This is a genomic window from Gardnerella vaginalis ATCC 14018 = JCM 11026 (assembly GCF_001042655.1).
GTDB lineage: Bacteria > Actinomycetota > Actinomycetes > Actinomycetales > Bifidobacteriaceae > Bifidobacterium > Bifidobacterium vaginale.
Map to the genome: position 1 here is coordinate 650,201 of NZ_AP012332.1, position 14,183 is coordinate 664,383.

Below are 14,183 nucleotides of genomic sequence, written 5' to 3' on the forward strand. Positions count from 1 at the left end.
AGTAGGTTTTGCTCCTGGCGGCTTTTAAAATAAACGTAGTTTTTAAAATCGAATAAATTAAACCAAAGACGGTTATAGGAGGGCATATAGATGGTTGAAAACACAGCATTTCGTACCACGACTCAGCACATGTTAAAGGAGTCAAAAGAGTATGCCCGACAAACTTTAATGGGTGGTCTTTCTGGTTTTGAATCTCCAATTGGATTAGACAGAAAAGACCGCTTAGTTGCTCTTAAAACTGGCGATATTGGATTTGTACATTCTTGGGATATTAATACTTCTGTTGATGGCCCTGGCACTCGTATGACTGTTTTTATGAGCGGCTGCCCACTTCGCTGCCAATATTGCCAAAATCCAGATACTTGGAAAATGCGCGATGGCAAGCCAGTCTACTTAGATGCAATGATTAAAAAAGTAGACCGTTATCAAAGTCTTTTTAAGGCAACTGGTGGCGGAATCACATTTTCTGGCGGCGAATCCATGATGCAACCAGCTTTTGTATCTAGAGTATTTCGTGCAGCAAAAGAAATGGGCGTGCATACTTGCTTAGATACTTCGGGCTTTTTGAATCGCAATTATACAGACGAAATGATTGACGACATTGATCTTTGCTTGCTAGATGTTAAATCTGGTATTGAAGAAACGTATAAAAAAGTAACTGGCGGCTTGCTTCAGCCAACTATTGACTTTGGTCAGCGCTTAGCGAAGGCTGGTAAGAAGATTTGGGTGCGTTTTGTGCTCGTTCCAGGTCTTACAGACAGTGAAGAAAATGTTGAAAAAGTTGCTGAGATTTGCGATTCGTTTGGAGATGCTGTTGAGCATATTGACGTGCTTGGATTCCATCAACTAGGCCGTCCAAAGTGGCATGAGCTTAGGATTCCGTACCCACTTGAGAATCAAAAAGGACCTTCTAGAGCATTAAAAGAGCGAGTTGTAAATCAGTTCAAAGACCACGGTTTTGTAGTGTATTAGACTGAACCTCGATGCGTTTTAGGCAATCTTTGTGTATTGTATTTTTTTGAAGGATTTTGTATAATTATACAAATACCCTTTTTAGAGAAAGGATACGCAATGAAGCGCAGAATAGGTTGTTGGATTGCATTAGCTTTTGCATTAGCGTTAGCTATTTTTGCACGGTGTAACGATCAGTTTGGCTTTGGCACAGCGCTTATTATTTTAATTGTTTTGCCGATAATTTTGTTGCCGATAAATATCGTTGCGGCTTTCGATAAGAAACCTCTTATTGAAGTGCCGATAATATCTATTGCTATAACTATTGCTACGGAACTTGCCACTTTCCCAATAAGAGATTTAGGTTTACATGCTCTCTACGTTATCCCAACAGTTTTAGTTTCGGCAGTCGCATTTACTCTTACTAGATTCCTTAAAACTAAACTTGTTAAGCGCATAAATGGAGAAATAGTAAATAATAAAACAGATTGATTATCTAAATGATTATTTAATTGATTATTTATTTTGATTAGTCGTAGTTGTGTGCGAAAGTTGAAGCCGTGTTAAAAGATGCACAATCTATAACACGGCTTAAATATTTTTTACGGATATTTTGCAAAAAATTGCAAGGCAAGATGCAAAAAGCGTAAGACTTTGGCTAGAGCATGCAAATCGGGAGGCGTTCTTGAATAAGGAACCAAAGCTCTTAAAAGAGCCTAGAGAAGGAGTTCCAGAAGTCATTGATACGCTTGAAGCATATAAAGAATATTGTAATTTGTTAGCAGCAGGGTCGGGGCCTTTGGCTGCAGACGCAGAGCGCGCATCTGGTTTTAGATATGGTCACGAAGATTGGCTGATTCAGTTCAAACGCAAAGGTGCAGGAATTGGATTGCTGGACCCAATAGCGTTAGGAAAACTTGGCGTTGATTGGCATGAATTTAATGAGGCAGTAGGAGACGCGCCTTGGATTATTCACGATTCTATGCAAGATTTGCCAGGATTTTTCGATATTGGTTTGCGTCCGCGTGCTTTATTTGATACAGAAATCGCAGCTAAATTGCTTGGTAGAAAGCGCTTTGGATTAAGCTCTGTAACTGAATATTATTTGGGATTGACTCTTGCAAAAGAACATTCTGCAGCGGATTGGTCTTATAGGCCCCTTCCTAGAGATTGGCGAAATTACGCGGCTTTAGACGTTGAGTTGCTAATCGAATTAGAAGAAGTAATGAGCGGCGAGTTAAAAAAGCAAGGCAAGCTTTTATGGGCAAATCAAGAGTTTGCACACTTATTAAGTAAAGGTGCTCAAAAGAAGTCTCCTCACCCAAATCCTTGGCTTAGAATATCTCATATAAGCGTTCTTATGCACGATAAAGTCGGCTTAATGATTGCAAAAGAGCTTTGGCAAAAGCGAGATGAGCTTGCTTGTCAATACGATATTGCGCCAACTCTATTGCTTTCGGATGCTGCGATTATTGAAGCAGGAAAGCGAAAACCAAGTAATTCTAGGGAGTTTCGCTCAATTCGCATTCTTAACGAACGCGTTAGGATTCACACGGGCAGCGAGCAAGACAAGATGTTTGAACGTTATGCTCCGATTCAGCGCAAAATCAAGCCAAATGTGTGGAAAGTTGTTATAGAAGACGCGATTAGTCGCGCTAAAAGTGGGGAAGTTGCTATTGTTTCTAAGCTTGATGATTCAAGTAGTAAATATGGCAATTACAACGATTCTGGCGATTCTGACAATTCTGCGGATGCTGGCGATTCTGCGGATTCTAGCGACGCACAAGAATCGCAAGCAGCTCCACGATCTATGAAGTATTGGCGTGATCATCATCCCAAAAGATATGAGCGCTTACAAAATGTAAAGCAGTCTTTAATCAAGATTGCAGAAGATACGCATACTCCTACAGAAATCATTATTAAACCGCAAATTATTCGCAATCTTTGTTGGCAAGATAATATTGAGCATATTAACGTTAAGGAGTTTCTTGTAGAGCAGGGCGCAAGAACGTGGCAAAGCGATTTAATTGCAGAGTCCGTAACTCGCGCTATTATGTAACGGTTGTGCCATATGGCAGAAGCTAGAAAACGTAATTTCAGGAGCATGAAGCGTGAAAATCAGCGTCAGGAATCTTGAGCCAACTAAGGTTAAGCTCACCATTACCGCAGATCTCGAAGATTTTGAGCCATTTATGGATCAGGCTCGTAAAGAGATCGCAAAGCAAATCAACGTGCCAGGTTTCCGTAAGGGACACGTACCAGGCAAGATTGTAGATCAGCGAGTTGGCTTCGGAGCTGTTGCCGGTGAAGCTGTAAATTCTGCTGTTCCAGAGCTTTATTCTAAGGCTTTGGAAGAAAAGAAGATTCGCCCAATGGATCAGCCAGAATTTGATGTTCAGGAAGTCCCAGAATCTGCTAAAGACGAACTTAAGCTTAAGTTTGTTGCAACTGTTGAGCGTCGTCCAGAGTTCAAGCTTAACAAGTTCAAGGGTGTAGAAATCGAAGTAGAAAAGCCAGAAGTTACAGACGAAGATGTTAATGCTCGTCTTGAGGCTTTGCGTCAGCGCTTCGGTACTCTTGTTGGTGTTGATCGCCCAGCTAAGAAGGGTGATTTTGCTAACATTGATTTGGAAGCTCGAATCGACGATGAGGTTGCTGATTCTCAGAATGGCGTGAGCTATGAGCTTGGTTCCAACACCATGCTTGATGGTTTGGATGAAGCTTTGGAAGGTCTTTCCGCTGGCGAAGAGACCACTTTTGAAGGCACTCTTGAGGCTGGAAAGAACCAGGGTAAAAAAGCTCAGGTTAAGGTGAAGGTTAACTCTGTTAAGACTCAGGAATTGCCAGAGCTTAATGATGACTTCGCTCAGGAAGCTTCTGAGTTTGATACTTTCGAAGAGCTTAAAGCTGATGTTCGTAAGTCTTGCGAGCAGGCAAATGAAGGCCGTCAGGCTACTATGGCTCGCGATGCCTTTATTGCTAAGATTCAGGAAGAGGTTGAGATTCCTGTACCAAAGGGTGTTAAAGAAAAGGCTGTTGCTGAACATCTTAAGGGTATGACTCCAGATCCTGAAAAGGCTACTAAAGAGCAGAAGGAAGAAGCTGAGAAGGCTGCAGAAAAGGAGCTTCGTGACCAAATGGTTCTCGACGCTTTGGCAGAAAGCCTCGATGTTTCTGTATCTCAGGCAGATGTCACTAACTTCTTGGTTTCTGTTGCTCAGCAGTATGGTATGGATCCAAGCCAGTTTATTAACGCTATTGTTCGTAATGGTCAGCTTGGTTCCGCTGTTCAGGAAGTTGCTCGTTCTAAGGGCTTGCTTGCTGGTATGCGTGCTGTGAAATTCGTTGCTGGTGGAGAGGCTATAGACTTGAGTGCTTTCTTAACGGAAGAAGAGGAGCCAGAAGACGAAAGCGTTAAAGCTGCTTCCGCTGCTGCTGCAGTAGCTGATGAGCTTACCTCTGAAAAGTAAGTTAGTATCTTCTATTAGATTTTAATCTAAGACCTAGTGGAGTTTAGCTCCGCTGGGTCTTACTTATATCTAATTAAATAATTACGATTATTATAGGAAAATCTTAAGAATTGCGAGACATTATGGATAATAGTGCTAAAACTAAGCATGAAGCTTGTTGCAGATTTGGCAGATTCGGTAAATCTTGCAAGTTATTTAGTTTTGCAATTCGTCTAGCGTGTTTTATTGCAGTCTCTGTTGCCCTTGGCGTTCTTATTGGCCTAGGAGCTACAGTTCTTACGCTTATTTTTTATGCTGTACAATACCTTGCTTTTGGCTCAATTGAATCTGCTAAAAACACTGTATTTTCAGCTCTTCCTTGGTATCGATACGTGCTACCTGGCACAATTGCTATGACTATTGCTGCACTGGCTTGGTATTTTTTGCGAAAAAGAGAAAATCCTCCTCGAATCGTTACTATTCCACAAGCCGTTAGTGGCAGTAGAATGCCAATTTTTTCTACTATTGCACATGTTTTATTGCAAATCGGCATTGTTGGCTCTGGAATTTCAATCGGAAGGGAAGTAGCTCCTAGAGAATTAGCTGCAATGATTGCTCAGCGTTGCAGCAGTATTTTTCATATGTCTGTTAAGACTCAGCGTATACTAGTTGCGTCTGCTGCAGGTGCTGGCTTGGCTGCAGTGTACCACGCGCCTTTAGCTGGCACCGTGCTTTCTTTAGGTTTGCTTAGTAAAACTCAAGGTTTTGGTTTTTATGCGTGGCTAAATCGCGAGAATGGCTCGCTAATAGATAATGCAGCTAAAAATATTGCGCGCTCGGAGCGTTTGCATTGCTTGCCTTTTGCTCTTGTTATGAATTATGTTGCTGCGTTTGTTGTTGAATTTTTATTGCATCATTCTAGATACTACAATATTTCGCAATTTTCTTGCGTGATTTCTTGGCAAATTTGCGTTTTAACTGTTGTTGTTGGTGCAGCGTGCGGCTTAGTTGGTTACGTTTTTCGCTTGGGTATTATTTGGTGTAGAACTCATGCTTTGCGTGGCATACAAATGCTGTGTTTTATGCCTGTAGCTGGCTTAGTTATTGGTGTTGCGGCTTGTTGGTTTCCGCATATTATGGGGAATGGTAGGTCGCTTTCTCAGCTTGCTTTTTCTGTAGCTAGTTTTCCGTATTTGGCAGAAAGTTCACATATTGTGACTATTTTATTGCTTCTTGCAATGATGAAAATGCTTGCGACTTTGTTGGTTTTGCGTTACGGTGCCTCTGGAGGCGTTTTGCAGCCGAGTATTTCGACTGGCGCTTGCTTTGGTGTGATTTTATACGCTATTTTTTCAACGTCTGCGCTTTCGCAAGTTTTTGACATTTCGCAAGTTTCTGCAATTTCTGTATCTATTATTGGCGCTGTTTCTTTACTTGCATCTTCCAGAAAAGCTCCAATTATGGCTTGGCTTTTAGTTGCTGAATTAGTAAATGCGCCGTTTGCATTACTTTTTCTTATGCTATTTGCTGCAATTGTGTCCAATTGCGTAGCTAATTGTGTTGAGCGATTTATTTCGCATTTTTTTGCGGTCACACGCACACGATAGTCTAGATATATTCAAAATGTTTGTAAGGAGATAAGGTGACTGAGCTGTTTACGGCTTCTCCCATTATGCAAGAAGGGGAGCCACAAAATCCAATGGATTCGATTTTTAATCAACTTTTAAAGGATCGTATTATTTGGCTTGGTTCTGAAGTCAAGGATGAAAATGCTAATATCATCTGTGCACAGATGCTTATGCTAGCTGCGCAAGATCCTAAAAAAGATATTTGGCTTTATATAAATTCGCCTGGAGGGTCTATTACGGCAGGAATGGCGATTTATGATACTATGCAGCTTATTGAGCCAGATGTGGCTACTATTGCTGTGGGAATGGCTGCTTCTATGGGTCAGTTCTTACTGAGTTCTGGTACTCCTGGTAAGCGTTTTATTACATCTCATGCACGTGTTCTTATGCACCAGCCTTCTGGTGGCGTTGGCGGTACTGCAACTGATGTGCGTATTAATGCTGAGTTAATTATGGATATGAAGAAGACTCTTTCTGAGCTTACTGCGCAGCAGACTGGTCATACAGTTGAAGAAATTTACCGTGACAATGAGTATGATCATTGGTTTACTGCGCAGCAGGCTTTGGAGTATGGTTTTGTGGATAAGATTGTCACCACTCCAGCTTCTATGCGTGGGGAGGAGTGATTTTATATGGCAAGTGAAGAAGCAAAGTTTGTTGCACGCGCCCAGCGCTTGGGTGGATTTGGTCAAACCAGTGGTGTGTTTACGAATCGTTATGTTTTGCCTCAATTTGGCGAGCAGACTCCTTATGGTATGAAAACTCAAGATCCGTACACTAAGCTTTTTGAAGATCGTATTATTTTCATGGGTGTACAAGTTGATGACACTTCTGCTGATGACATTATGGCTCAGCTCTTGGTTCTAGAAAGCATGGATCCAAATAGGGATGTAATGATGTACATTAACTCTCCAGGCGGTTCTATGACAGCTATGACGGCAATTTACGACACTATGCAGTATATTAAGCCAGATGTTCAAACGGTGTGTTTAGGGCAAGCTGCTTCGGCTGCTGCGATTTTGCTTGCAGCTGGTTCTGCTGGTAAGCGTATGATTCTGCCAAATGCTCGTGTTCTTATTCATCAGCCTGCTATGGGTCAGGATTTTGGTAAGGCTACTGAGATAGAGCTTCAGGCTAAGGAAATGTTGCGTTTGCGCGAATGGTTGGAATCCACTCTTGCAAAGCATACTGGTCAGGATATTGAGCGTATTCGTAAAGATATTGAGGTGGATACGATTCTTACAGCTCCTCAGGCTAAAGAATACGGTATGGTAGATGAAGTTCTTGAACATAGGTCTTAAGTAGTTTTTACTTTTTAGATTTTTATGTTTTAGCTGCAACCCTTGGCGACACGCCAAGGGTTGTGTTTTTGTGAATATGGTTGTATATTAGTCAAGTTGCCGAAAACAAGGGAACGATTTCCTAAGGCTTCGGAAACATGCGCCAGTAGCCCAACGGATTAGAGCATCTGACTACGGATCAGAAGGTTGCAGGTTCGAATCCTGTCTGGCGCACAGGTGGCGCGGTGATTTTCACCGCGTTTTTTTTTATTCTGTTTTCCGCTTAACGCATACAAAATCATATTAGGTATAAAAAAACGAGGAACAAATCCAAAATTGGGAGCGTTCCTCGTTTGCTTGTAAGTCTTACGCTTATCGTTTAAACCTACTCAGTAACTGCCTTCTTGAGCAAAGAACCAGCGGAGATTCTAACACCGTAAGATGCAGGAATCTTAATGGTTTCGCCAGTGCGTGGGTTGCGGCCAGTGCGCTCAGCGCGCTTTACACGCTCAGCGGAGAACAGGCCAGTGAGCTTCAAGCCTTCACCAGACTGCAAAGCCTCAACGAACACATCCTGGAATGCGTTGACAGCGGCCTCGGCCTGTGCCTTGGTAAGGTTGGACTTCTGAGCGATCTTCGAAACGAGATCAGACTTGTTGTATGCCATACAAGCATCCTTTGTGTTAGGGGCCTTCTCTTCCAAAGACCACTTTCACTCATAGATATTAATACATTTTCCCTACAAATGCGCGGTTTTTCGCCGTTTTTCCGAGATTTTTTTACGATTTTTTAGATTTTTTGCTTGATAAAATACTTTAAAATCGTAGAAATGCCTTATATAGGTTTATTTATACTATTATCAACTAAATAATCTTATATAATAAGAAAGTTGGTTTTTCAAGATTTTAAGCAGACCATACTAAGCTGTCTAGCTTTTTAAGCATATGTTACATGGTCTAAACTAATCCGCGGTTACTAAGACTTTTCATAGCAAAAGCGCCTATTGGTATTCTTAGCCAGTAGAACATGAGTCTGTAAAGTAGGGTAGCAGATAATGCGATAGTTGGATGAATTCCAACTGAGGTAAAAGCAAAAGTAAGTGAAGCTTCAACAGCTCCCAATCCACCTGGTGTAGGAACAGCGGAACCAGCAGTATTGGCAACTAGGAACAGTAGCACTGTTTCCCAAGGGTTTGCATAGTAGCCGAAAGCAAGAAGAGCTACCCAATATCCCAGTCCTGTTGCAAAAACAAGAATAAGACCGCCTACAGTGCCTTTAATGAGCTGTTTAGGGCTACTTATTAGCTCTTTAATCTGTTTACCATAATCTGAAAGAATAGGAAGATATCTTTTACGTATAAATTTTCGAATAGGTGTAATAATCATAAAAGTGCATATGATTAGCGTTACTATTCCTATTACTGTTATGAGCATGTGTGTAGGAATCATTCCAGAAAGCACATTTTTACCAGTAAAAATGCCTACGCAGAACATAACTAAAGCTGTAACAAGTGCTTGTAAAAGCCAAACTGCACTTGTAATGGCTGTGGCTTGAGCAGCCGAATACCCATTCTTTTTTATAATTTGCATGTTCACAAAGGCTGGTCCTACGCCAGCTGGCATGGAAACAGCTGTAAACCCAGAAGCAGCTTGTGATGTAAACAGAACGCCAGCAGAAGGGCGTGAATCGTCCATAAAAGATCCAACTGTAATCGCAGAACCTACCCAAGCTAGCAAGCTGAATGCAAAGCATAATAGAACCATTAATGTATCCGCGCGTTTAAGAGCAGATACAATTTCTTGAGGATGCCACTGTGTTGCAATAGCAGCCAGAGCTGCAACAATAAGAATCAGCGTAACGAAGAATCTAATATTAAAACGGGCTAATCGCACTGTATCATAATCTTCGTCATCTGTGTGCTCGCATACCTTTTCACCTAGCTTAGTTTTAAGTTCTTCAAACAATTTCTTATTCCAAGACGTTAATGCTCTAGTTGATGAAGGAATAGCAGCTTTTTGCATAAAAGGCATTATTTGAGCTAGCTTATCTGCGCCCCAAGTATTCATAGCAGCGTCTATAGCGCTACTTGTATCAATGCATGTTGCGATTATTGATAACAGTTGTACTTTGTCTAAAGCAATATTGGTGTCGTCGCTAGCAACATCACCATTTTGCCATCCTGCAATAACCGGAGTTCCATCTTCTAGCCTTGCAAGTGTTTCTGGGCTTATTCTTCTATGTGTTATTCCTCGATTGTTTGCAATATCGAGGTAGCGCATAAGTCTTTCCGCATCTTTAATTGTAAGCGTGTTTAAATTGCATGGCACAAGTACATTATCGGTGTGGAATACCATTATTGAAGATTTTCCACAATCTGTTACTCCATAAACGTTTGCTGTAGCTAAGTGCAAGCTCCTAAGAACAAGAAGCATTGAAAGATGATGATGTATGGAGTGTCTTGCAGAACGATCTCGTCTAACTGGTATATCTATTAGCTTAATCCATTGCCATAGCTGATTTAGATATCCTGGCAAGTGAACCTGATTATCTAGAACCGAAATCACGTATCTTGTTCCATGAATATCAATCGCATCGTATAGCCTTGAATTTTCAATCAGATCGTCATCAAGGCTAGATTTCAGAACACCATTATGGTCTGTAGTTAGTGTACGTCTGTTTAATTGAACAAGATGAGTAATTCCAATATTTTCTAATGCGTCAACTATATCTTTTCCCCAAGCACCTTTGCTGCGAGTGCCTTTAATAAATCTGATTATTGTACCTATAGCGCGACCAATACACCAAGATGTTAAAACACCTGTTAGTGAATGCCATGATGTGACTATTAGTATAGGTGAAGCAATTATTAATGCTTGCCAAGATATTCTTACGACTTTACTATCTCGTCTAGGTCCACTAACGGTTAAAAAAGCAACTATTACCGCGTATATGTCTGGCAATAATTCAGTACCGTGACTGCTGGAAATTGAGTTAAATGATGTAAATAGTGGAGCATTATTTAAAGCAGTGAGAAGATAAGAAATATACCATACGAGAGGATATGTTAATAGCAAGGTTAGTGTAGATATCGTTGTGTCAATCCAACGTCTTGCGTTAATCATAGAAATTACTACGCTAGCTACTATGGCGATTGTAATTGCTTGCTGGAAAAGAGAAGATGGTAATCCAGTTACAATCCACACAATAATTTTTCCAGCATTTTTTGCATCGTGCTCTACGCCTGCGGTTGTGCCAGAAAAACACATTGTAAACAGCACAACCGCAGTTCCTAGTGCAATAGATATAATCGCGTAAATCAAGTCAGCCCAATTACGAACTAATTTAGGCCTCGTGTCATTAATAACCAAATTTTCTTCTACTTGCGATTGCATAAACACACCGTTTATTTATTAAATAAAATTATCGAATAAAATCAACCAGCCTAGATGCAATACCAGTATAAGATTCTGGTGTAAGAGCTTTCAACCTATTTGCTGTTTCTCTATCAAAGTTTCTAGAAGATATAAACTCTTCAACATTTTGTCTAGAAATACTATGACCGCGCATTAATTCTTTAACCTGCTCATATGGGCGTTCCATTCCTTCTACGCCAGCAATTTCTTGAGCTCTCATAGCAGTTTGGATTGGTTCTCCAAGAACTTCCCAATTGCTGTTAAGCTCTTCGCTCATCATTTGCGTGTTTGGATGAATCGACTTTAAGCCGCCAAGAAGATTGTTCAAAGCAAGAAGAGCATAACCGAATGCGGAACCAACGTTTCGTTGAGTAGTTGAATCTGTTAAGTCTCGCTGCCAACGGCTCTCGGTAAGTGTTGCGCAAAGAGTGTCGAAAAGTGCGCAAGAAATCTCAAGATTTGCTTCCGCGTTTTCGAATCGAATAGGATTCACTTTGTGAGGCATTGTGGAAGATCCTGTAGCTCCTTTAACTGGAACTTGTACAAAAACTCCGCGAGAAATGTACATCCACACGTCTACAGCAAGATTGTGAAGAATATGATTAATGTGACTTACTGTGCTATAAAGCTCTGCTTGCCAATCGTGGCTTTCGATTTGCGTTGTAAGAGGATTGAAGCAAAGACCCATTCTATTTTCTACAAATTCTTTAGAAACGCTAAGCCAATCAACATTAGGGAAAGCAGCAAGATGAGCGCCAAAAGTTCCAGTAGCACCATTTATCTTTCCAAGATACTCTTGGGAGTTAAGGTGTTTTAGCTGGCGATTTAGTCTATAAACAAACACTGCAAGCTCTTTACCTAAAGTTGTAGGAGTGGCAGGCTGACCGTGAGTGAGAGATAGCATTGGCATATCTCTATACTCTTGTGCTTTTTGGGTTAGGTAATCAACAATAGCTTTCAAATTTGGCGTGTATACGTTTTCAACCGCGTTTTTTACGCACCTCGCTATAGAAAGATTGTTTATATCTTCACTCGTGCATGCAAAATGAACTAATGTTTTAAGATTGCTAAGCTGGGTTTTATGCCCTAATACTTGCTCTGCTTTGTCTAACTCGTCGTCAATGTAGTATTCAACAGCTTTAACGTCGTGATGTGTTATAGCTTCGTGAGCTGCATGGCGTTTTATTCCTTCTGCTCCAAAATTTTCTGGAATTGCACGCAAATAATCGCATTCTTCATCTATTAAAGGATTTACGCCGTCTACAATGGTTTTGAATCCGTTTCCCTTGTATCCGTTTGCTAAAAGGATCATCCATTCAACCTCTACGCGCATGCGCTCGCGGTTTAAGGCTGGTTCGCTTAGAAATTCTACAAGATCAACAGTTTGATTGTGGTATCTTCCGTCTAGCGGAGTCAAAGCAATAGCAGGGCAAATATCAGTAAGCTTCATACTTTAAAGGTTACAGCATGGCATGAAACTACTAGGTGTTTTGAGCGGTTATTAGTTAATGGCGCATAGTTAATGGCTCATAATTCCTTGCCATAGTGTTGTTTCTTCTAATTCGTCACCTAGTGTTTTTCTAAAATGCTCTTCTTGCATTCGTATCTCTTTAGATCCAAGTTGATGAGCGTCTTCATAAGCTGCTTTATGATAATTCAAATCATGTGTGAGCGTTCCTTCTTCTGGTACATTTTTTACTAAGATTCCATCTTTTTCAAAAAGTTTTTCATTTTTATAACTTTTAGTTCTGTATTGTTTATTGTTTTTCTTATTATTTTCTTTATTTTTGTTTTGCGATTTTATTCCATTTACAACAAGTGAATTGTATATTGCATTATGAGCTGTTTTAGGGGCGATTGTGCCATTGTGAGCAGTAGCGCTTTTCTTTGCAGTTCCATGTATTGTAACCCAATTATTTCTATTTGGATTAGATGCGCCATCTAAGGTAGGAACTAGTTCGTCTTCCATTTCTATGCTTGTGACCCAAGTTTTATTTGGTATTGGATGGTTTGCTATTGGAGATCCAGCAGTTACTATGTGTTTTATGTTGTATTGTTTTGAGTAATCGCTAGCTATGCTTGCAGCTACAATTCCTCCTTGTGAATGTCCAACAAGAATAACTGAGTCTTTTGCTTTAATTCCGCTTTTTCTCATGGCTTCTATAACCATTCTTGTGCTGTCTGCATTTTGTCTTACGTTTTTAGAACTACTCATAACTTCTGCGTTTTGTGGCCATCCAAAAGGAGATTTTGGTTTGCCATCTGTTCCAGGTATTGTAACAAGCCAAGATATGCTACCGTCTTTTTTCTTAAAGCGTTGTATTGTTATTGTTGCTGCATCTGCGTTTATTTTAGGCGGTTTTACGCCAAGGTTTCCATTTGAAAGATCTGTTAGATTTCCAAGAGCTTGACTAATATTACTTCCTCTGTAATGAAATATTTTTGAATATTCTCTGTGAGGTAATCTAATTTTTATTACTTTAAGATTATTCCCTTGTTTTGCATCGTTGATTTTTGCGCTAAACAAGCTTAATGCACTTGCAAGCTTAGAAACTGGATCGTTTGAATGCTTATTTGAATTTCTTTCTTGAATACTAGAAATAAAATGCACAGGAATTCCCGTTACGGGGTTTATTAGAAAATGCTTAGAAAAGCCTCTAATAAAGCCTTGTTGAATTGGTGCAGTTTCATGACTCCATTTAGAAAAGTTTTTCATACCGCTTTTTTGAGTCATATCTAAAAGTATGCTAAATCCTACGCTTGCAAAGAATGGTACTGCTGTAATAGGAAAGATACTTGTACCAATCGATACAAGATTATCTAAGTTTTCTCTATTTTTGTATTCTGCGTTAGCATATAGATTATTTGCTCTGATTATTAGAGAAGATAATTCATCAAGTTTATTTGATAACGATTCGCATTGGCTTGATTTTATTCTGCATTCTGCAGGATCCAATAGCGGTTGTAAAGAATCGTCGTTAAAATAACCATTAAAATTTTTGTTATTTTCAGAGAAAACAGATGATTTTTGGCTTTCAATCTGCATCGCAGCTTGCATCCAGCTTGTGCTTAACGAGTGGAAATCGTTGGATAGTTCTTGTAATTTTGCGGATTTTGTTTTGTATTCGCTAGCATCAGCTACGCTAATGGTTTTCCCACCTGTTATTGTTGATTTAACTCTCCAAGGCATTAAATTCACCTCCATAAGTTGATTTTTGAGTTAATAGAGCCAATTTCGCATGCTTTTTTGGCAGCATTAAACATTTCTTCATTGAACGCGTTTGCGGCTTTTCCATGCCAATCTTTAAGAGTATTTGAATGTGCTTCGCCAAGCACGCTGTTAGAACATTGTTCTGTTCTTGCTATCAGCCAGTAATAATTATTAAATGTATGCATACAAAGTATTACACACAATGTTTTTTAAATAGTCACGAAAAATCTTTTAATGTGGTTAAAGGTTCC

The 14,183-nt window shown here is 40.1% G+C and carries 12 protein-coding genes and 1 tRNA gene; 8 read left to right on the forward strand and 5 right to left on the reverse strand.

The genetic code is table 11. The annotated features are described in order from the left end of the window. Nucleotides 1-90: 90 nt before the first annotated feature. From pflA to GAVG_RS02465, 8 genes are all read left to right on the forward strand, one after another. Complete coding sequence (pflA, locus tag GAVG_RS02430; RefSeq protein WP_004112608.1) at nucleotides 91-972, forward strand: pyruvate formate-lyase-activating protein; 882 nt, start codon at nucleotides 91-93, stop codon at nucleotides 970-972. Nucleotides 973-1,071: 99 nt separating this feature from the next. Further along, a complete protein-coding gene (locus GAVG_RS02435) occupies nucleotides 1,072-1,443 on the forward strand; it encodes a hypothetical protein (RefSeq protein WP_004115434.1) in 372 nt (123 codons plus the stop codon). Between the two features lie 193 nt (nucleotides 1,444-1,636). Beyond that, a complete protein-coding gene (locus GAVG_RS02440; protein WP_029600554.1) occupies nucleotides 1,637-3,010 on the forward strand; it encodes an HRDC domain-containing protein in 1,374 nt (457 codons plus the stop codon). A gap of 52 nt (nucleotides 3,011-3,062) precedes the next feature. Next, on the forward strand, nucleotides 3,063-4,421 hold the full coding sequence (gene tig, locus GAVG_RS02445) for a trigger factor (protein ID WP_004112612.1): 1,359 nt from the start codon (nucleotides 3,063-3,065) through the stop codon (nucleotides 4,419-4,421). Between the two features lie 122 nt (nucleotides 4,422-4,543). Continuing rightward, nucleotides 4,544-6,007 (forward strand): chloride channel protein, encoded by a 1,464-nt coding sequence (locus GAVG_RS02450; RefSeq protein WP_004112613.1) that lies wholly within the window; start codon nucleotides 4,544-4,546, stop codon nucleotides 6,005-6,007. 35 nt (nucleotides 6,008-6,042) lie between these two features. Further along, nucleotides 6,043-6,654, forward strand: a complete 612-nt coding sequence (locus GAVG_RS02455) for an ATP-dependent Clp protease proteolytic subunit (RefSeq protein ID WP_004112615.1) — start codon at nucleotides 6,043-6,045, stop codon at nucleotides 6,652-6,654. Between the two features lie 6 nt (nucleotides 6,655-6,660). Beyond that, on the forward strand, nucleotides 6,661-7,329 hold the full coding sequence (locus tag GAVG_RS02460; protein ID WP_004112616.1) for an ATP-dependent Clp protease proteolytic subunit: 669 nt from the start codon (nucleotides 6,661-6,663) through the stop codon (nucleotides 7,327-7,329). A 139-nt stretch (nucleotides 7,330-7,468) separates the two neighbouring features. Continuing rightward, a tRNA-Arg gene (locus GAVG_RS02465) sits at nucleotides 7,469-7,542 on the forward strand. 151 nt (nucleotides 7,543-7,693) lie between these two features. Here the strand turns inward: GAVG_RS02465 and GAVG_RS02470 are convergent. The 5 genes from GAVG_RS02470 to GAVG_RS02490 all read right to left on the reverse strand — a co-directional run bounded on the left by GAVG_RS02470 (nucleotide 7,694) and on the right by GAVG_RS02490 (nucleotide 14,117). Further along, nucleotides 7,694-7,975, reverse strand: coding sequence for an HU family DNA-binding protein (locus GAVG_RS02470; RefSeq protein ID WP_004112617.1), 282 nt, complete (start codon nucleotides 7,973-7,975; stop codon nucleotides 7,694-7,696). A gap of 289 nt (nucleotides 7,976-8,264) precedes the next feature. Then, nucleotides 8,265-10,700, reverse strand: coding sequence for a lysylphosphatidylglycerol synthase transmembrane domain-containing protein (locus GAVG_RS02475; RefSeq protein ID WP_009994202.1), 2,436 nt, complete (start codon nucleotides 10,698-10,700; stop codon nucleotides 8,265-8,267). Nucleotides 10,701-10,728: 28 nt separating this feature from the next. Then, entirely contained in the window at nucleotides 10,729-12,171 is a 1,443-nt protein-coding gene (gene purB / locus GAVG_RS02480; RefSeq protein WP_009994204.1) for an adenylosuccinate lyase, read from the reverse strand. A gap of 69 nt (nucleotides 12,172-12,240) precedes the next feature. Then, a complete protein-coding gene (locus tag GAVG_RS02485; RefSeq protein ID WP_009994206.1) occupies nucleotides 12,241-13,911 on the reverse strand; it encodes a PGAP1-like alpha/beta domain-containing protein in 1,671 nt (556 codons plus the stop codon). A gap of 5 nt (nucleotides 13,912-13,916) precedes the next feature. Further along, a complete protein-coding gene (locus GAVG_RS02490) occupies nucleotides 13,917-14,117 on the reverse strand; it encodes a hypothetical protein (protein ID WP_009994208.1) in 201 nt (66 codons plus the stop codon). Nucleotides 14,118-14,183: the final 66 nt, after the last annotated feature.